This window comes from Dyadobacter bucti (assembly GCF_005869225.1).
Lineage (GTDB): Bacteria > Bacteroidota > Bacteroidia > Cytophagales > Spirosomataceae > Dyadobacter > Dyadobacter bucti.
On record NZ_SWFP01000001.1, the window covers coordinates 951,877 to 978,309 of the forward strand.

The following is a 26,433-nucleotide window of genomic DNA, read 5'->3' on the forward strand; positions in this document are numbered from 1 at the left end:
TTTTGCCGACTTCGAGAAACCTTTCAAAGAATCAAAAAGCCGATCGCAAATCACTGAGGGCACATAACCAATAGCTGCGGCAGAAAGCTGATAGCCAACAGCCAAATCAATGCTTGAGCTTTTGGGAAATACGATTGGCCGTCGATTTAAGCTTTTCAACGAGTGCGATCTTGTCCATATTCATGTACCTGTACTCAGGCAGATAGATACTAAGACTCGCCACGACTTTGCCATTTTTATATATGGCAACAGCCAAGCCGATCACCTGCCTTCCGGGAAGGACCTGAAAAGCACATTGCTCTGCCCGGATTTTTGTAATTTCTTCTTTAAATCCTTCTGGTGTATGGGCTTCCTTCCAGATCTGTTCTGCCGGTAGCGAATATTTGGCTATAAAACGCTCTATGTCAGCATCCGACAACATAGCAAGCAAAAGCCTGCCTGATGCAGAATCATATACATGCTTTTCCTCAGCCGTACGCACCTGCAATTCCTGTTCAGCGCTGATCCTGTGGATGACAATCCTGTTTTCTCCATTTAAAATAGCCAGAAGGCTGTTTTCATTGATCGAAGCCGTCAGCTTTTCCATTTCCGGGGCCGACATCTCAATCAGGTCTTTCCGGTAGGCGTCGTTGCCCGACAACGTGTAGGCCTTACTGCCAAGCACGTACCCTTTCTTTGTACCCACCTGTTCCAGATACTTTCTGGAAACTAGTGTCTTGATGATATTGGCACACGTTCCGTGATTCAGACCGAGGGTATCAGCGATGTCGCCGAGAGCCCGGGGTTTTTCGGGTTCAGCTGAAATTATTTCCAAAATATCGAGCGCTCTGTGAATTACCTGTATCATTACTTATTCTATTTTACAATATAAAAGTAATAATTTCCAGTATAAAACAACTCTTTCCATCGACCCGACTTGTATTTGGCCGTAACCGGGGGGCATTCATGGTGAAACTACTGCCGTCCCGGATATTTTTGATCAATACCTATAAACCGGCGGGCCCTCTCCGTCGTTTTAAGTTAAATGTTGCTGTATGAGCCCACCACCAGTCCATGGTTTGCTTTTATGGCGGATGATCAAACCCACACCCGGACTGTGCGCCGCCTCTATTTCAGGCGGAATTTTAATACTGATCGCTTTAAAGTACTTTTCGAACAGGATTGCTTGCCTTTGGCCAAACAACAATGAGAATTGCTAGATTTCGTCTTTCCCGCTCACTTTGTAAACATGACATTCATCTGCTCCAATCACGTAATCCTCCTCAACAACAATGACATCGCCCCTTTTTCCGATAAATCTGAATACGTCCTCCTGGTTGGCCAACTTGCGTTGATAATTATCGTCCAATACCGTATACCATTGTGTCTGGGGATCTGTGCTTTCCGGGCGCCGGATCGTATCCGAACTAGACATCCGAACAGTATAATGGTCGGTCAGCGGGCCTCCGGACACCTTAATACGAATTCCTATGAAGATATCTGTACAATAAACTTGCTTGGAATCCAGGTCGTTTTGGCAGGCATTCAAGCCCGCGAAGAACAAAAGGACAATGAGAACTGCGGGTTTTCTGGCTTTCATGGGACGTTAAGTTTTTGCCTTAGGAGGACACCTCAGGTGCTGAATAGGTTGGATGCCACCTGGAATAAATAAGTCATGTTCACCCTGTACAAAGCGGATATCCGGGAAACACTTTTGGTGCAAAAGGCAATGGATTGTGCAGATCGAGTTGGTTGAAACTCAAAACCATGAGATGAGTCCCGGTAGGTTATTTTAATAAAACATTGGATTTAAATGGTGCACTTGTCCGAACCGGAACCGTCCCACCAAAAATTTTAACATTTTTTTTAAAAAAAATCCTGAACTGATTAAGGGGCATTTCCGTAGAAGTTGTCTTGTAATTAGTTGACCGATTCAAAGAAACAATTGTCCTTTCCCTTATGACTGAAAACCTGCTACAAGATACCTCCCGGGAGAAAGACGAGCCGGACAAAGTGCTGAATCTTGGACTCGGGTCGCCTCAGGCCGATGGACCGGTCGACAATGAATGGATGATCAGGAACGGTTTCGCGAAAAGTCCCAGACATGGCTTTGAATTGTTGTTCAAGCGTTATCATAAGGTACTCTGCAGCCACGCAGCACGTTTCGTATATTCAGATGCGGTAGCTCAGGACATTGTCAGCGAGGTTTTTTGCAAGCTATGGAAGTCGAAAGCGTATGAAAATATCACCTCTTCCTACCGGTTCTATCTGTTCCGCTCGGTACGAAATGAGGCTTATAATTACATAAGGCTTGAATTTCAACCTATGGAACAACTGGAAGCTGCGGCAGGCCACGTATCGGGAAACAGTCAGCTGCCGGACATGATCACCCAGTACGAGGAGGTTCTGCACCACGTAGAACAGCTCGTGCACAGCCTTCCTCCCCAATGCCGCAAGATCTTTTTAATGAGCCGCTTTGAAGAAAAAAAATACCAGGAGATCGCCGACGAGCTGGGGATATCCATCAAAACCGTAGAAGTACACATCAGCCGGGCGCTGCTTTCCATGCGCCAGGGTCTAAAAGAACATTGGATTTGATATGAAACCAACCATCAGCAAGAGGATCATATTCGACCATTTTGCAAACAAAACCTCACCTTTACAAAAAACAGCCATTGAAAACTGGCTGACTGACAGGGAGAACGAAGAGCTCTATTACCAGTGGCTGGAAGAATGGGAAAGGAACCATCTCCAGTACGATGCGCAAAATGATGTTGCGCTCGAACGTTTGTTTTCGATGATTGACCGGGACGAAGCCATAACGCCCGAGTTACAGACTAGTCTACGCGGAAAACTGGCGCGCTGGGCCAAAAATCACGCGGGAAAATTCGCCGCCGTGATCGCTGTGGCGCTGGGACTTGCCTGGTACAACCGTGATACGATCAATTACATTTCCTATAAAACCGGTTACGGAGAAATCGAGACATTCGAGCTCAGAGACGGCAGCACGGTGAAGCTCAATGCGAATTCGGTATTGAAGGTCTCCCGCTGGAATTTTGGAAAAACGAAAAGGGAGGTTTTTCTGAAAGGTGATGCCAGCTTTGACGTCGAGCACCTGGAAAATCACCAGAAATTCATCGTCAATACGCCCGAAAACTTTACCGTGGAGGTGCTGGGTACCAAGTTCACCATGTCGGCCAGGAAATTCGGTTCAAAAGTAGTACTCACCAACGGCAAGGTGAAACTGCACTACCTGGAAGCGACCGATGAGAAGGAGCTCATTATGAAACCCGGCGACGTAGTAAAGCTCAAAAAGGACCGTCCAATGGAAATCACCCGCACCGAAGCACCTGAAACCTACTCCGAGTGGGAAAACAAACGGTTCGTGTTCGACGAAACAACCCTGGAAGAAATGGCCTACCAGCTGAACGAAACCTACGGACTGGAAGTGACATTCAGCAGCCAGACGATCGCCAACCGGCAGCTGATGGGATCTTTCAAGGGGCGTACCATCGATGAATTCCTGCAGTCAATCGCAGAGGTACTGGACCTCTCGGTAAGCCGCGAAAACAACAAAGTGCATTTTACTGACCACTGAAACAAGCCAGACCGATACCTAACGTACTCCCGGCCCTTCTACAGTCCAAATTATTTCTTTTCAACTAACCCGATCATGTCTAGACATTTCTACCTAGCTGCCATTTGGGGAGCTACCCTCTTGCTCCATTTGCTGGTATCATTCCCTGCAGGCGCCCAGGCGCTGGCTATGCACCAGCGGGAACAAGCCAGCCCCAACACCCAACAACCCGCAAAACCCCTGCTTCTGAAGGATGCTCTCAGGGAACTGAAACAACACTTTAGGGTCGACATCCTGTTCGACTCGCAGGCTGCTAATGGTGTACAGGTGCCCAACTTCCGCATTAACAAGCAATGGAATCTTGAAAAAAATCTTGATCAAATGCTTGCCCCGCTGGGCCTGACCTATAAAAAGGTCAACAAGAGCTCGTATCTGATCATCGACCGGAGCAGCAGCACCAACAGCCTGACACCCGGGGCTATCAGAATCGTCGGCGCAGACAACCCGGCTGATCCGCAAAATGGATCGGGCAGACCGGCCGGCAACGAGCCGTTTGCGGCTGTTTTGCCGGTTCAGGTACGGACGGACGTCACCATCTCGGGTAAAGTAAGCGACGATGCAGGAGACCCGCTTCCGGGTGTGAGCGTGATGGTAAAAGGGACCCAGCAGGGTACGGCCACCGACGCAGCGGGAGAATATAAACTGGTGCTGAACAGCCTGCCGGTGTCACTGGTGTTTTCATTTGTAGGATACATTTCAAAGGAAATAAAAGTAACCAGCCAGTCGCACCTGTCGGTAAGCCTCGCGGCTGACACCAAAGCACTGGAGGAAGTCGTCGTGGTGGGATATGGTACGGTAAAAAAAAGTGACCTGACGGGTGCAGTATCGAAGATCGGTGAAGGAAATATCAAGGCCACCCCTATTGTCTCGCTCGACCGCGCCATGCAGGGAAGGGCGGCAGGCGTACAGGTGGTCAGCAACTCTGCACGACCCGGCGGCAGCTCCACGATCCGTATCCGCGGGTCAGGTTCCGTCAATGCCAGTAACGACCCGCTCTATGTTGTGGACGGCTTCCCTACCGACAACCTGAACTCGATCAACCCGAACGATATCGAATCGATTGAAATCCTGAAAGATGCTTCCGCAACAGCCATTTACGGTTCGCGGGGCTCAAATGGCGTGGTGATGGTTACTACCAAACATGGCAAGGCCGGAAAAACGGTCGTGGCCTATGAAGGATATTACGGGGTTCAGTCGGTTCGTCGCAAGATACCCCTGCTCAACGGACAGCAATTTGCCGAGTTCGTCAATGAGGCACAGGTCAACAATGGTGGCACGCCCTATTTTGACGGCTCAAATGCAGACCGGCCGCTTCCCTCGGCAATTGGAGCCGGGACCGACTGGCAGGACGCCATTCTTCAGAATGCACCGATGCAGAACCATCAGCTGGGGATTTCCGGCGGTTCCGAAAAATCGCGGTATGCTATTTCCTTCGGCTACTACGATCAGGGCGGTATCATCAAAAACTCCGACTTCAAACGCTACACATTGCGATCAAACATCGATTCGGACATTTCATCCCGGGTTAAGGTAGGTCTGACTTTTCAGGGCGCATATACCGAAAGCAACGACGCACAGACCGAACCCACAGGCAATCTGGCCTATACCGGCGTGATCAGTGCGGCAATGAACTATTCTCCTACATTTAAAATGTACAATGATGATGGCACCTATTACAAAAACCAGGGACAACTGAACGGCCTCGGTGCAGATAACCCGCTGGCGCTTCTGAACGAATTCACCAACAAAACGTCCGCGATCAGGCTGCTGGCCAACTCCTTTGTCGACATCAAGATCATGGAAGGGCTGAACCTCAGAAGCAGCATTGGTGCAGACGTACAGACTTCCCGGCTCAACTATTACGTTACCCGGGATGCGATCGTGGGGGCAAGCGTGCAGGGAAGCGCGGCTGTAACCACCAAACAGCGGCTCAACTGGCTCAATGAAAATACGTTGAACTATACCAAAAATTTCAACTCAAAAAACAACTTTAGCGCGCTGATCGGCTATACGATCCAGGAGATCAAAGGGGAAGAGGCTGTGGCCAAGGCCAATACCTTCTCCGACGATTTCGCGGAATATAACAACCTCGGAGCGGGATCTACGCTGATCGCGCCTACTTCCACAGCCAATGAATGGGCTCTCATTTCCTACCTGGCCCGCGTAAACTATGGCTATGATGACCGTTTTTTACTGACCCTCACAGGTCGCCGCGACGGTTCTTCGAGATTTGGCCCCAACCGCAAGCAAGGCTTTTTCCCATCGGGCGCACTGGCCTGGAAGCTTCACAATGAAAAATGGTTCAGTAACATACCTTCGGTCACCGAGGCAAAGTTGCGCACCAGCTATGGATTGTCGGGTAACCAGGAGATCGGTAACTATCAATATCTGGCTAACATCAGTGCCGCACCTTACGTCATCGGAGGGGTGCTGAACACTGGTTCGGCCACGGCAGGTATTGCCAATCCCGACCTCAGATGGGAGAAAAACGCTCAGTTCGACATCGGTATGGACCTGGGACTTTTCCGCAACAGGATCACCCTCTCTGCTGACTATTATTACAAAAAAACGTCCGACCTGCTTTTCAACGTGGGCGTACCGACTTCATCAGGTTTTTCGACAACCCTGAAAAACATTGGCAGCGTGCAGAACAAAGGTCTGGAACTGGGGCTCAATACCGTTAATATCGATAAAAACGGTCTGAGGTGGAGCTCTGAGTTCAACATCACATTCAACCGGAACAAAATCCTTACACTCGACGGCCGGCAGGAATTCCGGACCGGCTCAGACGCGACAATCTCGAACACGTCGCAAAATCCGATCCTTCTCCGCGTCGGCAGCGAGCTCGGAAACTACTTCGGACTGGTGATGGACGGGATTTTTCAGAACCAGTCGGAAATAGACAATTCTGCCCAGAAGGCAGCGAAGCCAGGCGACATCCGCTACATTGACCGTGACGGAAGCGGGGTGATCAACGACGACGACCGCGACATTTTGGGCAGCGCCAATCCTGACTTTTTTGGTGGGATCAACAACACGGTCAGCTACAAAGGATTTGAATTCAATGTCTTTGTACAAGGCTCCTATGGCAACGAAATCCTGAATTTCGCGTCTTTCGATCAGCTCAATTTCACGGGCGGGAACAACCAGTCGGCCAGGGTCCTGGACCGCTGGACACCGACCAATCCCAGCAATACGATTCCCCGGGCCAATGCGGCGGGCGGCTCCCGGCTGTTATCGACCCTGCATGTCGAAGACGGCTCGTACCTGAGGTTCAAGAACATTTCCCTGGGATATAATCTGCCGCAGAAATGGCGTAGCAAATTCCGGTCACAGGCGGCCAAGGTATACGTGGCGGCGCAGAATCTTTTCACGCTCACCAAATACACCGGCTATGATCCGGAAGTGAACCGCTACGGAAGCTCTTCGCTGAGCCAGGGTATCGATTACGGCGGGTATCCTGCTGCCAAAACCATCCTTGTAGGACTGAACCTGACATTCTAAAACTACGCTCATGAAATTTAAACTCATATATCTGCTTCCGGTCATACTGATGATGTCCTGCGAAAGCAAACTCGACCTGACACCCGTCACCAACCTGACGAATGCGACCTATTACAAAACAGCCGCAGACGCCAAAGCTGCCCTGGGCGCATGCTACGCTGCCATCGGCAATCTCGATCCCTTCGCCGACCTGGTGACGACCGACGATGCTATTCCGTTCCTCACCGGTGCTGCCGACAGGCCCCAGCTCTGGCGGTATGAGATCACGACGGCGAACTCATTCATTACGTACTATGCCGGCGGCTTTCGGGGTATCAACCGGTCGAACATTGTCATCGACAGACTGCCTTCGATCGATATGGACGAGTCTCTGAAGGCCCGCTACATTGCAGAAGCGCGTTTTTTAAGGGCTCTGCATTACTTCAACCTGGTGAGATGGTACGGGGGCGTACCGCTGGTCACTGCCGAAACGGCATCTCTCGAAGGGCTTGAAGTGGAAAAAGCTTCTGTCGAGGATGTTTACAAACTGATCATCGACGACCTGACCGCCGCGGAAAGTGTTCTTCCCGCTACCTATCCTGCCGCCGACGTTGGCCGGGCTACGAAAGGTGCCGCGATGGGGATGCTTGCCAAAGTGTATATAACGATAGCCGGTACCGACCGCCAATCCCCTTACTGGGCCCAGGCTGTTGCGAAGCTCAAACAGGTGATCGACTCGGGAGTTTACGACCTGTACGCCAATTTTGCCGACGCATTTGCGCTTTCGGCCAGAGGCGGGAAGGAAAATGTATTTGAAGTCCAGTACCTGACAGACGTCCGCGGGCACGGCCAGGGCAGAGGATACGGTGTAAGAGGTGCTCTCATATATCCCAGCGGCGGGAGCGGGATTGCACGCCCCACCAAAAGTTTGTTCGATCTCTATTCAGCGGAGGATGCAAGAAAAGCGGTTACCTTTCTGACCTCCTATACATACAACGGAGCCACCACTGAGCTGTCGATCACAAATCCGGATTTTACAAAAGCAGTTTCTTTTCAAAAATTGTGGGATAAAACTGCGAAAACCAGTGGCGGCGAAGGAACCAGCATACCGATCCTTCGCTACTCGGACCTCTTGCTGCTCTATGCAGAAGCTTTAAATGAAGTCAACAACGGCCCAACTGCCGAAGCCTATGCCGCGTTGAACAAAGTACGGACGAGGTCAAAACTTGCCGCACTCACCAATCTCACGTACCAGTCTTTCAGGGAAGCGGTCTGGCTGGAACGACGCCTGGAACTGACCTTCGAGAACCACCGCCGTTTCGATCTGTTGCGTACAGGAAAGCTCATTGAGGCAGTGAAAGCCGAGACGAGCTTTAACCGGAACCCGCAGATACAGCCATTCCACGTGCTGTTCCCATTCCCGCAATCCGACACAGACGCCAATCCGAAACTGGTTCAAAATCAGGGCTATTAACAGATCTGACCACAATATTATTTATGAAAAACTGCTTGGTAATCTTATCGGTCTGCATGCTGGCGGCCGCATTCTCTGGAACGGGTTTTCCTGAACACAACGGGCTGGGCGGAGCTGCGAACATTCCCATCCGAAAAGTAGCCGCGGGTAAAATCATCCACCGCTTTCACGATACCTCTCCAATCAGCCCTTCGGGGAAATACATTGCTCTGTTCCGCATCCCTTTCGAAGACCATTATCCCAAGGCAGGTGATGTCGGAGAAGTGGTATTGATCGAGCTGGCGACTCGCAAAGAAACAGTTGTTGACCGTTCCTTCGGCTGGGAGATGCAGGTGGGCGCCAATGTACAATGGGGCGCCACCGATCATGAATTGTTTTATAATCAGGTCGATATCAGCAACTGGAAGCCCTACACAGTGCGCTATGACCCGATCCGCAAAACTTCCCGGAAATGGGAAGGTGCCACGTTTATGGTCACGCCCGACGGGAAACAGGCCGCAAGCCACAACATGGTCAACTCGGTGAATGCCCAGTCGGGCTACGGTGTGATCCTGCCTGAAAAATTCCGCAGCAAAAATTCCGGTGTCGTCAGCAATGACGGACTTTTCGTCACGAATGTATCAACCGGCAAAACCAGAATGATCGCCTCCATCAAAAGGATTTTTGAGGAAGCCAAGCCGAAAATCGGGATCGACGATCCGGAAAACTACGAGATCTATACATTCAAAGCCATGTGGAACCCTGCCGGTTCACGTTTGATGACGTGCCTGATCATCAAGCCCAAAGCAGGCGGGCCGCGCAAGGTAGCGCTCGTCACGATGAAACCGGACGGTACCGATATCCGCACGGCGATCACGACGAAACAATATGCCAAAGGCGGGCATCACATGGCCTGGATGCCCGACGGCGACCATTTTTCCATGAACCTCGAAGTGGACAGCGACCGGAACGGTCTGGAACTCATCACAGCCAAATACGATGGATCGGAGCTTAAAACCGTCTTTTCTCCGGGTTCAGGCCACCCCAGTTTTCATCCCAAGGGTTTGCCGCTGATCATTACCGACGCCTACCGCCACGAAGTGAGCGTCACCAAAGACGACGGTATCGTGCCCATTCGGCTGATGAATGTCAAAACCGGAAAAGAAACCATCATCGCAAAAGTGAGGGTGCCTGATGTAAAAGATAACTCTTTCCGCATGGATGCCCACCCCACCTGGGACCGGACCGGCAGATATGTAATTTTCAATGGCTATGACGACAACAGCAGAGGCGTGTACATCGCCGACCTGAAAAAGATAATCGAAGAACTCAAACCTTAACCACTTGTCTTCAGGCAAGTAAAAAAATATCATGGACAGGCGTAAATTTTTGCATTTGACCTTACCCGCCACAGGAGCGGTGTTTCTCACCAATTCCATGACGAACGGGCAGGCCATGGCCGAGATCGGCCAGCAGTTCGATGGCAGGAATGCGGTCGGGAATTACGATATGGTGATCAACGGCGCGGGGCTTTCGGGCTACTTTGCAGCATTGCACGCTTCCTCGACAGGAAAAAAAGTACTGCTCGTGGAAAAACGGTCGAGCCCGGGTTTCGAACTGGCTGCAAAAAGCCGGCTCTGGCTCAATGCACAGGGATTCGATACGCTCCGGCCGGAATTGCAGGACCTGTTGCTCCCTGAGCAGGAACTTCCCGAAATCAAGAATACAAAAGGTTCAGGAAAAGGAAAAAGCCGTCTCGGCGATCATATCGCACTTTTCAAAGGCAGTATCCGGAAAGGAATGGTACGTAACCTGCTGCTGGGAAAAGTAGATATCCTGCTGATGACCGATGCCTGTGGTTTGTTTGAGCACAAAGGTCAGGTAAGCGGTGTATTACTGGCCACCAAACAGGGGGTATTTGCAGTTCCCTGTAAAAGTTTCGTTGACGCCTCCGACCAGCTTTTGTTCAGCCGAAGACTTGCCGGCCAGTCACTGCAAGTGCAAAAAGCAGGCTTTGTTGTAGAAGTTAATAAAGTAAACAAACCTGCATTCAAAGAAATTAAAACCGACGCTTCGTTTGGACTGCTAGGAGACAAACTCACAATCTACCCCGGCAAGCTTTCCGACGATCAGGCATTTCTGGCATTCGAATTCCCCGTAGGTTCCGACAAACTCGAAGAAGCGGAGCATAAGGCCCGCCAGATCGCAACGCAGCTCGGTACCAAAATCAAAACACTCGGCACAGGCTTCGCGACCGCGCAGATACAACAGTATGCGCTCGAAACATCCCTGACGATGGCCGAAAACAAGGTCCCCGCCACCTCCCTGAACGGCCACTACCTTCTGAACAGCACTTCACAGGAGCTTTCAGCCGCATCGCTGCTGTCCCTGGAGAAAAAAGCACAGGAACTAATAGACCGCATCAAGATCCCGGCCCAAACAGGCGCGCCGCAAAACCTTATTCTTCCCGGCAAAAAACTGGATATCAAAAAGGTGAAGTTCGAAGATGTCGACGAGCCTGGTTTCAATGTTCCCCTGCAGGCCGTACATCTCGACTGGACTGATGCGGTCGTTGCCAAACGGCAGACGCAGGTGCTCGTCGCGGGCGGAGGTACAGCCGGGGCACTGGCAGCCGCCGGATCGGTAGACAAAGGCGCAGACACTATCGTAGTCGATTATTTCAATGACCTGGGAGGTACCAAAACGATGGGCGGCGTAATGGGTTACTACCACGGTGTCAAGGACAATGTCTTTTTTAAAAAACAAAATGACGAAGCGGAAAGGCTAGCTCTTGAAGCCGGTATGAACAAAAAGATCGGACGGCAAATTTACCATCTCCGGTCTGTTCTGGACAAAGGCGGCCAATTCATTTCATCGGCCATACTATGCCAGGCAATAACCCGTGATAATACCGTAAACGGCGTGGTAATATGCCGCAACGGGCAGCTCGAACTGGTACTGGCCGACATTACCATAGACGCCACCGGCGACGGCGATGTAGCTGCCATGGCAGGCGCGAGCTTCCAGATCGGCGATTCCAGGATCGGGTTTACACAAAATTACAGCCAGTGGGATATCGCCGGCTCAGGCAAACTCCCCTCGGCGACCAACCGGGACTATGACATTCTCGATAACAGAAAAGTCTCCGAACAGCAGCGCGGAATTTTCATATCACATTACGAGGCACATTGCTATGACTTCCACCCTTTCATGACGGTCAGGGAATCGCGTCGCATCGACGGTGTTTATAACATTGACCTGATCGACTGTGTGGAAAAAAGGCATTTCGAAGATGTGCTCGCGCTGGCCAGCAGTGACTTCGACCCACACAACGTCGCGTCGTCCGAGTACAGCAAGTGCGGGTTTCTTTTACCTCATTCCAATGATATTACCGTCGAAATCCCCTACCGGTGTATCGTTCCCAAAAAGCTTGACGGCCTACTGATATCCGGGCGCGGATTCGGGCAAAGCCGCAATGCCCTGCAATTCACACGGATGACCGCCGACCTGCTCGTCCTCGGATACCTGACCGGCCAGATCGCGGCGGATATTGCCTGGAAAAAGGTGCGTCCGAGAGATTACAATGTCAGCACGTTACAAAAAGAGTGGGTTTCCCTGAATTATCTTCCTGCGGAATATGTGCGCAAAAAACCGGGTGACCTCCGGGCTGACCCCGCAGAAATAAAACGCCGCGTGAGTCAACTGGAGTCGGGAGCCCCCGAATATCTCTATGAATGCAGCCGGGTGGAAAGATCGCTGATCCTGCCGCTGATCAGCGAACGTTTTGAAAAAACCGACCGCCAGGACGGGAAGCTGCTGCTTGCCAAAATGCTGGCATGGTTCGGGGATGGTGGCGGTAACGCGCTGATCGGCGCGGAACTCGTAAACCTTTTCGGGCTGGAACAGGAAGATGGGTATCCCAAAGGTTATATCGATGATTATGACAATATCCGTGGCCGGCCGAAAAACAAGCTGGAAGGGCTTTTCTGGAAGATCAATCAGAACATTGCGTTACTGGGTATGTCGGGCAAAGGTTCCGAAACGGAGACCGTCCGGTATATCCTCGAAAAAACCGACTCAGGAGGGGGAATGGTACCGCGTACCAACGATTATTACAATGAGCGCATCGATATCAAGATCGTGCCTTTTCACAACCGTATCCTGAGCCTGGCTATGTACGCCGAGCGCATTCCCGATCCATCGCTGATCAGCGGGTTCGAGAACCTGCTGAAAGACACAAATATCGGCGGGTATGTGACCTCCGAGATTGACAAAGTGCGATGGAAAGTATATGGCGGATCTCTGGAAATAAGCATTGCCGCAGCCATGGCGCGTTGTGGAAGCCGGAAGGGATTTGAACTTCTGCATGCATATCTCAACGATCTGCATTATAATTACAAATCATTCGCGCTGAGCGAGCTGAAGGAACTGACCGGGAAGGACTGGGGCTATAAACCCCAGAGCTGGCAGAAACATCTGGCAGGACTTTCCTACCCGCAGCCGGCCAGGGCATTGAAAAAAGAGATCGAGATTTAAGCGCCCATGCCTGGAATACGCCTGATACTGCTGTTTTTGTCACTTTCCGCAACATGGTCCTTTGGGCAGGTTGCGGAAAGGACCTATTACCGGAGCCCGGAGCTGGAACAACTGACATTGCGGACGGAGGGTCTTTTATTGAATATCAATGATGACCATTCGGAACCCGTCGCCGTTCTGGAATACACCAGTCCCGACGGCATTATTTACTGGTACCGGCGTATTGCCACCGAGGTTTGCCTCACCGGCGACTGCCGCCCGATCGATGTAGGTATTTACTGGGATTTTACCGGAGACTTTGCCGGTCTTGAGGTTTTCAAGGAGCCGCTGACCAAAACCGATCACAGCGACTTCACGACCTGGGACTACCGTAAACTGATGTCGATCCTGAAAGACGACTGGTCGCCGTTGCGGGAATACACCCTGAGCGAGCTGGTGGACGAAAAATCCGAAGACGGTGTTGACGCGGTGTCGGGGGCAACAAAGCATGAGATCGCGGAGGCGGCTGTGGAAAAGGCAGTTTATACTACGCACACCCTCTGGCATCTGATCCATGTGGGAGAAAAAGAGCAGCTGGCGAAGCTGACCGCTCTGCGACTGACGCAAAACCAGCAACTTGAAAAAACGTTGCAGGCCAATCGCGCAAAATCCCTGCCGTTCCTCCTCGACATGTTCGGGCAAGGGAACATTCCGCAGAACAGCTTCACGGAATCCATCGTACTGGACGGCCTCGCCGGTTCCGCCGACCCGACCCTGCGGGCTGTGGCGCTGAATGCACTGCACCGGCTGGACCTGACTGCACGCGGATTGCAGGATCGGCTGGCAGCTGTTTACAATGCCAAAACAATACCGGAAAGGGTGGAGATCCTCACCCGGCTAAAACCAGTCACCGAATTGTCGAAGCAATGGTATGACACCCTTTCCGGCGATCTGGACGCGGACAATCCCTGGATGGCCGTCAAGATTATCGGCACATTGAAAAACAGCAGCCGACAATCACCGAAGGTTGTTGAAACCGTCAGAAAATTATCCCAAAGTGAAATACCGGTTGTCCGGAAGGCAGTGAAAGAATTTGAAATGACCCAAAACTTACCAAACAAACGATGAACCGACGCGCATTTTTAAAAGATACACCCCTGCTGATGGGCCTGGTACTGGGTGCCATGGAAAGTGTCGAAGCCGCCCCGGTCAAAGTGATCATTTTACGATCTTCCTGGCAGACGGTGAATATCGGGGACATTGGCCACACACCGGGCGTACTGACGCTTTTGGAAAAACATATCCCCAAGGCCGAGGTACGGCTGTGGCCCTCGGATGTAGGCGATGGCGTGGAAGAAATGCTGGCTAAAAGATTTCCCAATGTAAAAATCCTTCAAACAGAAGAAGACCGTCAGAAAGCCCTGAAAGAAGGTGACTTTATGCTGCACGGATCGGGACCTTCACTAGTAGCACGCAAAGATCTGGACGTCTGGCGGAAAGAAACCGGCAAACCTTACGGCATTTATGGCATCACATTTCCGGGCAGTTATGTATTTCAGGATCAAGCCGCGAAGTTCAACCCGCTGGATATTGAGATCATGAACCAGGCCAGTTTCTGCTACTTCCGCGACTCGGTTTCGTATGAATTTGCCAAAGCCAACGGACTTACCTGCAAGGTCACAGGATTTTCTCCGGACGGCGCATTCGCGGTAGACCTCCGGAACGACGCTCCCGCCATCGCATTTTTGGAAGAGCACAACCTGAAAGAGGGCGAGTTTGTGTGCGTAATCCCGCAATACCGTTTCTCGCCCTGGTGGGAACTCAAAAGCAAGAACCGGGCAGTCGACAAAGCCAAAGAAGCCTATAACGATAAAATGAAGGAGCAGGACAACAAGCCGATCCGCGACGCGATTATCGCAGTAGTGCGGCAGACGTCCAAAAAGGTACTGATTGTCCCCGAAAACGAAACACAGGTACGGATCGGAAAGGAAATGCTGTATGACCCGCTGCCGGATGATGTGAAAGAGAAAGTGGTTTGGCGCAGCACCTACTGGCTCACCGACGAGGCCATTAGTACGTACATCCGTTCGGCGGGACTTTTTGGTATTGAAATGCATTCTCCGATCATGTGCGTCGCCAATGGGATACCGGCCATTGTCTGCCGGTTTAAGGAACAGACCAGCAAGGGTTTTATGTGGCGGGATGTTGGTCTGGGTGAGTGGCTTTTTGACCTGGACACGCCCGAAGATGTGGCCCGTATCACGCCGGCGGTGCTTGATATGATCGAGAATCCCGTAAAGTCGCGTGCAAAGGTTAAAAAGGCAAAGAAGCTCGTCGACCGGCTGTTTAAGAAAACGATGGGTGTTTTGAAAAAAGACATATATGCCTGATCTGAACGGGCTCAAAAGCAATTGAAAATTTTGTTCAAAAACCAAAAACATCATGATTCAAACCAGCCGTCGACATTTTCTACACACTTCCGGCCTGGTCCTGGCGACATTGCTCAGCCAGAACCTGGGTGCGCAACCGGCAAAGAAAAAAGTAGTGATCCTTCGCTCCTCCTGGCAAACTGTCAACATCGGCGACATCGGCCATACTCCCGGTGTGCTCACCATTCTTGAAAAACACCTGCCCGATGTTGAGATCAGGCTCTGGCCGAGCAGTATCGGCAATGGTGTGAAGGAAATCCTGGAACAGCGATTTCCAAACGTGAGGATCGTAAACACTCCTGAACTTGTTAAGCAGGCTTTTGCAGAGGGCGATTTTCTGCTGCACGGATCAGGACCTTTTCTTGTGGCGCGGGCGGACGTGAAAAAATGGCGTGAAGAAACGGGGAAACCCTATGGTATATACGGCATCACCTATCCCGGCTTCTACGGAGCACCCACGGAGCAGCAAGTCGCTTCGCTCAAGACCGACGCGGAACTATTGACCCATGCAGCCTTCACTTTTTTCAGGGATTCGCCTTCGCTGGAATATGCGCGTGAGCAGGGTGTAAAATGCCCTGTTATGGAGTTCGGCCCGGACGGGGCGTTCGCTGTCGATCTGCGTAACGACGGGCTGGCCGATCAGTTCCTGAAAAACAATGGCCTGGAACCGGGGAAATTCCTTTGTGTGATCCCCCGGCAACGTTATACCCCTTACTGGGAGGTCAAATCCAGGAACACACCTTTCGACGCTTTCAAGGATGGGAAAAACAAGGAAATGCAGGAACATGATAATGGCCCGCTGCGGGAAGCGATGATTGCCGTGCTGGACAAAACGGACCTGAAGATACTGATTTGCCCGGAGGACGAAACGCAGGTCAAACTCGGCAAAGAGATCCTGCTGGACAAGCTGCCTGCGCAATACCGCAGCCGCGTGGTGTGGCGCGACCGTTACTGGCTGACCGACGAAGCCCTGAGTACATACCTGAAATCCGCGGGGCTGTTCGGACTTGAAATGCACTCCCCTATCATGTGCATCGGTCATGGTGTACCCGCAGTCGTTTGCCGGTTCACCGAACAAACCACGAAGGGTTTTATGTGGCGCGACATCGGTCTCGACGAGTGGCTTATCGATATGGACAAGCCCGAGGAAGTAGCACGCATTGTGCCTGCTGTGCTGGCCATAGCGCAGAATCCCGCCCAGGCAAAAGAAAAGGCATTGCAGGCAAAGCAGATCGTGGAAGGCCGGCAGAGGGCGACTATGGAGATATTGGGAAAGGCACTGAAGTAAGCTGAAGAAGGCCGCGACAGAAAGCGACAATAATATTACTTTAAGCGCAGCGGGCCGCCGCTGCGCTTAAAGTAATATTATTTGACCTGCAATTTACCTACTTCTATCACCGCCGGTTTGAATTCATTTGTATTGTAACCATGGTTTGTCACAACCACAACCAGATCAAACTCCCCTGATTTGGAGTACGTATAGGTGCAGTACCATCCCTCGCTCGAAAGCGTTGTCTTTAATCCTTTCGCGCCAACCAGGCCGTAATCCGAATACTGATCGCTGTTAACAAGCACAGGATGGTTGAACATATCAACCGAATCGGCAAAGGTAACGCCGTCCGTGCTCTGCTTTTTCTTCATAATGACCCTGGCACCGCCCGGCCACACCGAGCACATATCTGCATCCGTATCCACCACTATTTTTACAGGCTTGCCCTTCACAGGCTGCGTAACAAGAGAATCCATTCCCTGTAAATTGGCCATATATAATTTAACACTGGCAAGGCCCGGTGTCGCGACGATATCTTCTTTCAGGCAGGACGTGAGCAATGCGCCTGCGAACAAGGCTAATGTAATTTGATATAAGATCTTTTTCATTTGTAAATGTCCATTAAATTAATAACCCGGATTTTGCGGTAAAGTCTGGTCCTTTTCAATTTCGGATACCGGAATGGGAAGAATCAGCTGCTCTTCCGGAATCGGGCCTGATATCGCAATATTGGTATCATAGTCAATCGGCGTCATGATCGCTTTGGTGATCACTTCTACGGCCTTACCTGTCCGCACCAGGTCGAAATACCTGTGCCCTTCAAAGGCAAGCTCCATTCTTCTTTCGTGCAGGATCGCGTCCAGGTCGAGCTTCGCGGCAGTAATCGCAGGTACTTTTGCTCTCGCCCGGACAAGGTTCACATAGGTAACGGCTTCATCTTTTTTACCTAATACCATCAGTGCTTCGGCATACATTAAGAGTGCGTCCGCATAACGGGTGATGACATAATTGTTGTCGGTACCGGTGTTGTTGTACGGTTTCAGCTGCGCCGGGGCGGGAGAATGTTTGATCACCCACGCCTGGATCGGGATCGTACTCGAAGCAATGTACCCCGAATCGATGGTGGTTTTGTAACGGATTGTTTCTCCCGTGCTCACAAATTCACGCATCAGATTGTGCTCGATCAGAAGATTGGACGCACCCGCAACTCCCCAGATCAGGCCCACATCATTATTCACCCATCTGAACCAGTAGCTCGGCTGACCTGCGGCCACGTTAAAGTTCACTTCGAAAATGGATTCACTATGAAATTTGTTCGTCGCCAGGAACACGTCGCTATAATTGGGTAAAAGCGAATAAGAACCAGCCTCATTATCGACGACCAGCCTTTTCAGTACTTCTGCGGCTTTTGCATGATTGTTCAGAGTCAGGTACACTTTGCCCAGCATCGTCAGGGCTGCACCTTTTGAAGCTCTGGCTTCTTCACCTTTCAATTCTGATTTTTTCAGACAGTTGGCAGCTGCGAATTCAAGGTCGGGGACGATCAGCTTGCTGTAAATATCAGCCACCGGCGTTCTTCCAACGCCAAAAGCTTTCGAGAGGTCCGCAAACGGTTCCGAAACCAAAGGTACCGCGCCGTAGATCCGCACCAGATTGAAATACGCCAAAGCACGCAGAAACGACGCTTCTGCTTTGTATGCGTTGATCGTCTTTTCTTCATCGGCATTTTTCGGCACGTAAGCCGCCATGATGGCAATGAGCGTATTGGCATTGGCGATCATTTTGAAGTTGTTGATCCAGATGTTGGCCTGCGAGTTTCCGTTGGTTTTTTTGAACGTCTGCCAAACGTCCGTACGGAAACGGTCTTTTCCATCGTCCGACATCAGTTCCGGAATGAGGGGAAGGTCGTTTTGACTGTAAATGCTCTGCAGGACTTTATAAACTCCCACCAGTCCCGTTTTCATTTCGGCCGGATTACGGTAAAAGCTCGCAGGTGAAAGAGTATCCTCAGGCTGCCTGTCGAGAAACTCTTCCGAGCAGGAAACGAATAAGATTGAGGCGATTAATACTATAAATATATGCTTCATTTTGATGCCTGATTTAGAAAGTTAGGTTCACACCGAAAGAGATCGATCTGGACATGGGGTAGGAATCCCGGTTGATTCCCTGCGAGAGTGAATTGTCGCCCTGTGCGTTTGCCTCCGGATTGTATCCCGGGAATTTGGTGATATAAAACGCATTGATCGCTGTTGCATACAGCCTTACCCTGGAGAGTTTTAGCCTGTCAACGATCTCTTGCGGCAGCGTGTAGCCAAGCACGATGTTCTGGAAGTTCACAAAAGTACCTTTGTACAAAAGGGAACCGCTGAGGTTGGTACCATCATACGATTTCCGGCTTGGTGCCGTGTATTTGGCGTCCGGGTTGGTTGGAGTCCAGTAGTTTTGATAGTAATCAACCGTTGTATTGTTTTGTCCCGTACCCCTTCCGTAAATGCCTTCCATCTGGCGCATCGAAATGTCACCGCCCTGGGTACCATTGATTTGAATGGTCAGGTCGATGCCTTTATATTCGAAGGAGTTGGTCATCCCCCATACAAAATCGGGAATTGCCGAACCGATGATGGTGTTATCGCTCGCATCGATGATACCGTCGCCGTTCACGTCGGCCAGCTTGGGCGTACCCGGACTAGACCTGAACCGCCAGCTTGGGTTGTTGGCATTCACGATCGGTGACGTTTTTACATCTTCCCAGTCACGGTAGGGTCCGAGGAAGCTGGCTCCGTAAATGCCTGCAATGGGTCTTCCCTCGGTGGTATAGCCATCATTGTTAAGCAGCGGCCGTTTGTCTTTCCCAATATCCAATACCCGGTTGCGGTAGTACGACAAGTTCGCGTTTGTGGTCCACTTCAGTGCGCCAACCAGGTTGCGTGTTGTGATCGAATACTCGTACCCACGGTTACGCATCGCGCCGATATTGGCCATGTAGGAACCAAAGCCGGTGATCACGGGAAGAGGCATGCTGAAAAGCATGTTTTTGGTATGGCGGTAAAAATAATCTACGCTCAGCGCAATCCGGTTGTTAAGCAGCTCAGCGTCAATCCCCGCGCCCCAGTCGGTGGTTTCTTCCCAGCCCAGGTTCGAGTTGGCGATTTTGCCCTCGGTATAGGATGGTGAAACCGCAGAACCGCTGCCGAGCACATAAGACGAAGAAGTAAGCGTGCTCAGGGCCAGGTAGTTGTTAATGCCGGCATTCCCGATAATACCCCAGCCGCCACGGATTTTCAGGTCGCTGATATATTTTTGCAGCGGCTCGAAAAACGGTTCGTCAGAGATACGCCAGGCAGTCGAGACGGACGGAAATACGCCCCACTTGTTGTCGGCACCGAATTTTGAAGAACCGTCCCGACGGATACTTCCGGTCAGGTAATATTTTCCTGCGAAATTGTACATCAGCCTGGCAAAGCTTCCGATCATCGCTTCACTGTACCGGTTGGTCCTCGCGTCCGTCTGCGCATTCTGAACGGTAATCGCCTGATTTAAAGTAGGTATAAGGTCCGTTGGATAATCATACTTCATCATATAGGCATCGCGATACTTCGATTCTTCCACAGAATAGCCGGCCACTGCACTCACCGAATGTTTACCGAATTCACGCTGGAAGGTCAGGAAGTTCTGGGAGTTCCAGTATAACCGGTTAGTCGTCTCATTTATACCCTGCGACCTTGAAAAAGTAGCAGAAGCCGTCGGTACTGAGCTTGGATTGAAATAATCCCGCTGGCGATAACGGTATTCGGTGTGAAACTCCGATCTGAATTTCAATCCTTTGATAATGTCGATCTCCGTATAAAGTGTCGAGAGGTTTTTGAAATTGCGTCTTGCATCTTGTTTTAGGAACAAATGCAAAGGATTTACAAAAAACGCAAAATTCCAGTCCCAGGGATCCAATAACGTATTCCCATAAAATACCGGCTCTCCGTCTGCAGTTGTCGGGTTCCAGATCGGGGGCATGGCCACGGCATTGTAGAATGGATTGCTGGTGCTGCCGCCCTCAATATTGGGAAGTACGTTCGAATTTTCCAGCGTCGGGGCGAGCAACATTCCTGCACGAATGCGGTTAGTCAGTTTCAGGTCAATGTTTGCGCGAAAGGAAATACGGTTGTAATCCGAGTTCATTACAATTCCTTTCTGCCCAAAATAACCGCCTGAGATCATGTAATTGACATTGTCCGTCCCACCGGAAGCCGAAAGCTGCAGGTCTGTGACACTCCCGGTACGGGTGATCAGGTCCTGCCAGTCGGTGTCATAAGGCATTTTGTAAATGGTGTCACTCACCGTGATCCAGCGGTAGAAAAGGTTACCGGGGGCTGCCATTCCAGCTGCATTACTGGAGTACTTTTTCCAGTTCTCGATGCGTTTTTCAGGAGAATCTGTCCATTTCCACAGTGGCGCGTCCAGGTTATCGGTCCCAAAATTCGGATCTTCTATGATGTAAGCGTTGGCGCGGGCGTCATCGAGATACTGCAGAAAATCATCCCCATGCAAAACGTCGATCTTGTTGATCATCCTGTCGAAACCGCGGCTGGCGTTGATGCTGAGCGTAGGCTTGCCTTTCTTGCCTTTTTTGGTGGTGATCAGAATAACCCCGTTGGCCGCCTGCGTTCCGTAGATCGCGCTGGACGAAGCGTCTTTTAACACCTCAATAGACTCAATATCAGCTACATTTATCCCGTTCAGCGGATTTTCATCTTTACTGAAACCGTCTTTCAGCGGAAAACCATCGATCACGATCAAGGGGTTATTGCTCGCATTGATCGAGCTCACACCGCGTATCCGGATATTGGTACCGCCACCAGGTGCCGTATTTGAGTTCGCGATTTTAACACCGGCCATCTTTCCGGCCATCGCGGCAGCAAAATTGGCCATGGGTTTGTCTTTGAGGTCGCGGCTGGAAACGGAGGAAATAGCCGTCGAAACATCCCTTTTTTTCTGTGTACCATACCCTACAACCACTACTTCTTCCAGCGCCTTCATATCCACTTTTAAAGCGATATCCACCACGGATTGGTTGGTAATGATGATTTCCTGATTGATATAACCAACAAAGGAATATACGATTGAAACCTGCCCGTCGGGCAGTGCAATGGAGTATTTCCCTTCGGTATCGCTGATTGTTCCCCGTTGAGTGCCTTTTACGACGACACTCACACCGGGAAGTGGCTCCGACCTGTCATCGACAATAGTCCCGGTAAGGATCCGCTCGGCTGCTACAATCTCTTTTACCGTTTCAGCCGGTTGATTGCTTTTCCTCAGAACAATATGCTCGCCAGATACCTCATATCTGATCTCCAACGGACTGAGAAACTTGTCGAGTACATCCGACAATTGTTCGCCGGCTGCGTCGAGGTTGAAATTATAGTCAGGCTTGGTCAGCGTGGAACGGTAGGCAAATTTGACGTTTGCTTTCTTCTCGATCGCAAGCAGCGTTTTGTCAAACGACTGGTTTTTGACGTGGATCTTTACCGGCCGGCTCAATATATTTTGAGCCTTCATGGTATGCGCCAGCGATATCCCTGTGCACATCACGGCCAGGGTAAGTTGTAAAACTGACCTTTTCATAAGCTCGTACAGAAAGGCTTGATTTTGTAGTTTTTTGTTCATTAATTTAATTAGGTTTTGTAATTGGAAATGCAAAACAATGGTATCCGGTTGCCGCCGGGTGCCTCAAAAATCCGTGGCCGGTAATGTTGCCGCATTGCCGGTCCATTTTTAGAGTACTATCAGGTCGGGGGTCTCAGCGCATTCATCATGTTAGTCAGGGTTTGGATTTAAAAATGCGTTTTATTCGGAACAGCCTTCTCCGATGAAAATCACTTCTCCGTCAAGTACATTATATCTTGCCTCCACCATTTTTCCGATCAGTTCGAGCTTTTCGAAAAGTGATTCATCGGAAAGCGACATATTCAGCCGACAGCTTTTGAATGCCTCCTTATCGTAAATAACCTTGATCCCATAAATTTCCTCCAGCCCTTCAAAAACCTTCGAAATCGGCGTGTCTGTGTAGATGTATGTTGCAAGCTGCTCACGGGTGACCAATGATTTCGGCATCGCGACCAGCGTGCGTACAAGCTGCAGGTCTTTCTTCGTATAAACGGCCCGTTGATTGGGGGTCAGTGTCAGCCCATCCGGTTCAGCCCGCTCCTTCCCGTTTTCGGACCGGTACACGCGCACACTTCCAGACGTAACTTCGACTTTCACATCCGCGCCATCCGGGTATGCGGACACTTTGAATTTCGTCCCTAATACTTTGGTGGTGAGACCATTGGCAAACACAAAAAAAGGCCGATCAGGATTTCTGCCGACATGAAAGAACGCTTCCCCCTCCAGATACACCACCCGACGGTCTGCCTCCCCCATTTCATACCGAACGTGGCTTTTTGGCGACAAGGTGATCGTGCTTCCGTCACTAAGACGGATCGTTTTCGGTGTTGTTCCGTCGTTGGCTGACCGGACTTCCGGATCGGTTTTAAGAATGGCTTTGGCGAAATGCACAGGTACTTCGGTCGGATTATACCAAAGTGCGATGCCAACCAGGATTGCGATGGAAGCTGCAACCGACAGGTATAAATATTTTCTTTTGAAAGGGATCTGTTTTTCGGAGGACACCTGGTCCATGATCACCTGTCTTGCCATCTCGATTTTTGAATCTGGAACTTCCGGATAGAACTTCGCAAATCCCTGAACAAGGCCTGCTGCGTGGTCGATCACAGCCGATTGGTGCGGAAAAGTATTCCTTACCGCCTCCCAATGCCTGTTACTATCCGCGTCGGGATTTTTCACCCACCGGATAAAATGATCATCATGTAAAAAGTCCTGAAGGGTAAAATGTTCGTAATGTTCCATTGGGTAAGTTAACTATACCCTACAGATACATGCCCTCTCGAATCGTACTCAGTAAAATCACAAAAAATATTAAAATAATTAATATACAAATTTCCATGTATGATTTAAGCCTTAAAAACTTAGGATAAGCCCATCAAGCTGAAATTTGAGATTTGTAACAAAACGAAGAGGATGAATCCGTTTCAGAACCCGTAGCTGAAGAAGATCGAAAGCAGTGAGGCCGTGAAAAATGGGAGCTCAGATCGTAACTGCTGCATCGCGCGGTTTTGCAGGTTCCGCACGGACTGCTGGTTGATATTCATCATGCGGCCGATCTCCTCCGTCGAAAAATCATGGTAATAGCGAAGCTGGATAACTTCCTGCTGACGAACGGGTAATTTCAGCAATGCCTCGTGGAGAAGTGTGAGCTGGATATGATTGTGCTCGTCTGAGATCCAGCTGCTTTCGATATCCTTTTCTGCCGGGAATAACTGTTCAGACAAATCACCGTCCGTGCTGAAAACAAAACGATCCGATTCGAATGACCGTACCAGCTTGTTTCTCAGGGATCTGTACAAATAAAAGCGTGGAGAATGAACTGTACCGAGGTCAGTGCGTTTATTCCAGAGATGCAGGAACAGATCCTGGATGGTGTCCTGAACAAGTTCATGGTTGGACGAAATCCGGTAGCCATAACGGAACAGGTCCTGGGCAAAGTAACTGTAAAGCTTCTCAAAAGCGCTCGAGTTACCCTGGCACATTTCATTCCAATATTCCTGTTCTTCCAACATGGTTAGGCTGGTCGTGACGTCTTTCAAATAAATCTATCAAACAATAAATGTAATAATTTAAAGAGAAAGAAATTGGGCGTGACCGATTTATCCGGCTACAAAGCCGGATTTTATAAAAATTCCGGCTTTATAATTCAGCGATCATTATCTTATACGTATCCACCTGGCTCTCAAACTTCCGGATACTTGTTTCGTAAATGAATTTCAGGGATTCCAGGTCAACAATATCTTTTTCATACGTCTCATTGGCCGTCGATGTCCTGTCGATCTCGTCCAGCAATTTGACCAGTTTTTTCAGGGAAGACGAATTTTCATCAGCCCGGTATTGATACCAGTCGAGCATTTTCTGATAGCTTCTTTTTAAATCATTTTTCTGCGTCATGGGAATGATCCGGATAATTTCTGTATTTTGTTTTGACGTATAATTATCATTCCCGCAACATTTCCGGTGGCGTAATTTTAGTAGACAAACTACCTGAACAGCGCATTGGATAAAGAGCCACAGCATATGAATAATGACGGATCATTTTACCTTGGAACGAGCGGACTGGTTTTGCCTTTCAAAAACAAGCAGTCATATCCGGCGGAGTTTGAAGGTAAAAGCCGGCTGAATGTGTACGGGACCCTGTTCAATTCCATTGAAATCAACTCGATCTTTTATAAACTTCCAAGATTGGCCACGGTTCAGCAGTGGAGTGATGCTGTAAGTGAGGATTTCCGGTATACTTTCAAGCTTTGGAAACAAATTTCGCATAGTCCGGCTTTAAACTTCGATCCGGCAGATCTTCAAAGGTATTTTCAGGTAATTGCCGGAGCTGAAAAAAAACGGGGCTGTATCCTCGTTCAATTTCCGCCGTCTGTCAAAGTGTCGCTGTTTAAAAGTGTGGCATCGCTGCTGTCGGGGATGCAGGATTTCAACGGAAACAAATGGCCCGTGGCAGTCGAATTCAGAAGCCCTTCCTGGTATTCGGAACATACTTATGAGCTACTCAATGATTACAATGCCGCACTGGTTTACCACGACAAATCCGGCAGCCAGCCGCCTCTTCAGCCAATGGAAGCCGACCACATCTACCTCCGTTTCCACGGCCCGGGAGGCAACTACCGTGGCAGTTACGATCAGGGCCTGCTTTACGAGTACGCGGGTTATGTTCGGGAATGGATGAGCGGCGGGAAAACGGTTTACGTTTATTTTAATAACACTATGGGCGCGGCTCTGGATAATCTGCAAACTTTTGAAAAATTCCTCCGTGAGGAATATTGATTTTCCGAACCAGGATCGTCGTGCCGGAGGAGTAGTAATGCGCCCGAAAAGTCTTACAGTCCAGGCAGTATCATTTTTCGTTATCATTAGATTATATTCATAAAAAGTTGGGATTATGAAGGACGTTGAAAATTCATACCCGAAAGAAGATCAGAAACTCTGGCTGGCTTTCCTGAGCGGGGATGAAGAATCATATACCCAGCTGTATAAGCTATATATCAGGCACATGTACCGCTACGGCACAAGCCTTGTGACGACCTCAGATGCTTTTGTATTGGACTGTATCCATGATGTTTTTACTGAATTGTGGGCGAAACGCAGCCGGCTTTCGGTGCCGGATAATGTGAAGTATTATTTGTTGAAAGCCCTCAAAACCAGGATCATGCATCTGCTTGGACGCAAGGAGCGATCTTTCAAGCCGTTGTCTGACGTGGATTTTGAAATTTTTGAGCCGAACGATCTCGAAATCCTCGAAGAGCTGGATTCCGCCAACTCCCGGCAGGAAAGACTGAAAATACTCATCGCGCAACTACCCAACAGGCAGCAGGAGGCACTGAAGCTGAGGTTTATCGAAAACCTGAACTATACAGAAATCGGGAATGTCCTCGAAGTAAACACCCAATCCGCAAAGAATCTGGTTTTTCGGGCTATTGAAAAATTACGGGGCTGGATCGTCTTACCATTTATTAACTTTTTTTATATTTTTTTGGCTTAAAGTGAGTACGTTTTCTTA

19 protein-coding genes are annotated in these 26,433 nt (G+C 50.0%); 11 read left to right on the forward strand and 8 right to left on the reverse strand.

Translation table 11 applies throughout. The features are described from left to right. Positions 1–106: 106 nt before the first annotated feature. Positions 107–847: an IclR family transcriptional regulator gene (locus FBF61_RS03465; protein ID WP_138475758.1), complete on the reverse strand. Its 741-nt coding sequence runs from the start codon at positions 845–847 to the stop codon at positions 107–109. Positions 848–1,195: 348 nt separating this feature from the next. Continuing rightward, the gene (locus FBF61_RS03470) at positions 1,196–1,579 is read right to left on the reverse strand and encodes a hypothetical protein (RefSeq protein ID WP_138475759.1); all 384 of its coding nucleotides are present in this window, start codon (positions 1,577–1,579) and stop codon (positions 1,196–1,198) included. 359 nt (positions 1,580–1,938) lie between these two features. On the opposite strand from FBF61_RS03470, the gene FBF61_RS03475 reads away from it, so the two are divergent. From FBF61_RS03475 to FBF61_RS03515, 9 genes are all read left to right on the forward strand, one after another. After that, positions 1,939–2,577 carry an RNA polymerase sigma-70 factor gene (locus FBF61_RS03475; protein ID WP_138475760.1) on the forward strand — a complete coding sequence of 213 codons (639 nt, stop codon included), beginning with the start codon at positions 1,939–1,941 and terminating at the stop codon, positions 2,575–2,577. Position 2,578: 1 nt separating this feature from the next. Next, positions 2,579–3,577, forward strand: coding sequence for a FecR family protein (locus tag FBF61_RS03480; RefSeq protein WP_138475761.1), 999 nt, complete (start codon positions 2,579–2,581; stop codon positions 3,575–3,577). Between the two features lie 75 nt (positions 3,578–3,652). After that, a complete protein-coding gene (locus tag FBF61_RS03485; RefSeq protein WP_229214902.1) occupies positions 3,653–7,120 on the forward strand; it encodes a SusC/RagA family TonB-linked outer membrane protein in 3,468 nt (1,155 codons plus the stop codon). A gap of 10 nt (positions 7,121–7,130) precedes the next feature. Continuing rightward, the gene (locus FBF61_RS03490; protein ID WP_138475762.1) at positions 7,131–8,573 is read left to right on the forward strand and encodes a RagB/SusD family nutrient uptake outer membrane protein; all 1,443 of its coding nucleotides are present in this window, start codon (positions 7,131–7,133) and stop codon (positions 8,571–8,573) included. Between the two features lie 23 nt (positions 8,574–8,596). Further along, the gene (locus tag FBF61_RS03495) at positions 8,597–9,892 is read left to right on the forward strand and encodes a TolB family protein (RefSeq protein WP_138475763.1); all 1,296 of its coding nucleotides are present in this window, start codon (positions 8,597–8,599) and stop codon (positions 9,890–9,892) included. A gap of 31 nt (positions 9,893–9,923) precedes the next feature. Beyond that, on the forward strand, positions 9,924–13,088 hold the full coding sequence (locus FBF61_RS03500; protein WP_138475764.1) for an FAD-dependent oxidoreductase: 3,165 nt from the start codon (positions 9,924–9,926) through the stop codon (positions 13,086–13,088). A gap of 6 nt (positions 13,089–13,094) precedes the next feature. Continuing rightward, positions 13,095–14,195: a hypothetical protein gene (locus FBF61_RS03505; protein WP_138475765.1), complete on the forward strand. Its 1,101-nt coding sequence runs from the start codon at positions 13,095–13,097 to the stop codon at positions 14,193–14,195. Next, positions 14,192–15,457 (forward strand): polysaccharide pyruvyl transferase family protein, encoded by a 1,266-nt coding sequence (locus FBF61_RS03510; protein ID WP_138475766.1) that lies wholly within the window; start codon positions 14,192–14,194, stop codon positions 15,455–15,457. Before FBF61_RS03505 ends, FBF61_RS03510 begins: the two co-directional genes overlap by 4 nt. 52 nt (positions 15,458–15,509) lie before the next feature. Next, a complete protein-coding gene (locus FBF61_RS03515; RefSeq protein ID WP_138475767.1) occupies positions 15,510–16,784 on the forward strand; it encodes a polysaccharide pyruvyl transferase family protein in 1,275 nt (424 codons plus the stop codon). 77 nt (positions 16,785–16,861) lie between these two features. Here the strand turns inward: FBF61_RS03515 and FBF61_RS03520 are convergent, their stop codons facing one another. The 6 genes from FBF61_RS03520 to FBF61_RS03545 all read right to left on the reverse strand — a co-directional run bounded on the left by FBF61_RS03520 (position 16,862) and on the right by FBF61_RS03545 (position 24,818). Further along, positions 16,862–17,374: a hypothetical protein gene (locus FBF61_RS03520; RefSeq protein ID WP_138475768.1), complete on the reverse strand. Its 513-nt coding sequence runs from the start codon at positions 17,372–17,374 to the stop codon at positions 16,862–16,864. A gap of 18 nt (positions 17,375–17,392) precedes the next feature. Next, the gene (locus tag FBF61_RS03525; protein WP_138475769.1) at positions 17,393–18,853 is read right to left on the reverse strand and encodes a RagB/SusD family nutrient uptake outer membrane protein; all 1,461 of its coding nucleotides are present in this window, start codon (positions 18,851–18,853) and stop codon (positions 17,393–17,395) included. Positions 18,854–18,866: 13 nt separating this feature from the next. Next, entirely contained in the window at positions 18,867–22,424 is a 3,558-nt protein-coding gene (locus FBF61_RS03530; protein ID WP_138475770.1) for a SusC/RagA family TonB-linked outer membrane protein, read from the reverse strand. A gap of 180 nt (positions 22,425–22,604) precedes the next feature. After that, a complete protein-coding gene (locus tag FBF61_RS03535; RefSeq protein WP_138475771.1) occupies positions 22,605–23,666 on the reverse strand; it encodes a FecR family protein in 1,062 nt (353 codons plus the stop codon). A 182-nt stretch (positions 23,667–23,848) separates the two neighbouring features. Further along, a complete protein-coding gene (locus FBF61_RS03540; protein ID WP_138475772.1) occupies positions 23,849–24,436 on the reverse strand; it encodes an RNA polymerase sigma factor in 588 nt (195 codons plus the stop codon). Positions 24,437–24,563: 127 nt separating this feature from the next. Then, positions 24,564–24,818 (reverse strand): hypothetical protein, encoded by a 255-nt coding sequence (locus FBF61_RS03545; RefSeq protein ID WP_138475773.1) that lies wholly within the window; start codon positions 24,816–24,818, stop codon positions 24,564–24,566. A gap of 126 nt (positions 24,819–24,944) precedes the next feature. Here FBF61_RS03545 and FBF61_RS03550 point away from each other — a divergent pair, with 126 nt between their 5' ends. Together FBF61_RS03550 and FBF61_RS03555 are read left to right on the forward strand one after the other, a co-directional pair. Beyond that, positions 24,945–25,700 (forward strand): DUF72 domain-containing protein, encoded by a 756-nt coding sequence (locus FBF61_RS03550; RefSeq protein ID WP_138475774.1) that lies wholly within the window; start codon positions 24,945–24,947, stop codon positions 25,698–25,700. 115 nt (positions 25,701–25,815) lie between these two features. Beyond that, the gene (locus FBF61_RS03555; protein ID WP_138475775.1) at positions 25,816–26,415 is read left to right on the forward strand and encodes an RNA polymerase sigma factor; all 600 of its coding nucleotides are present in this window, start codon (positions 25,816–25,818) and stop codon (positions 26,413–26,415) included. The last annotated feature ends 18 nt before the right edge of the window (positions 26,416–26,433 follow it).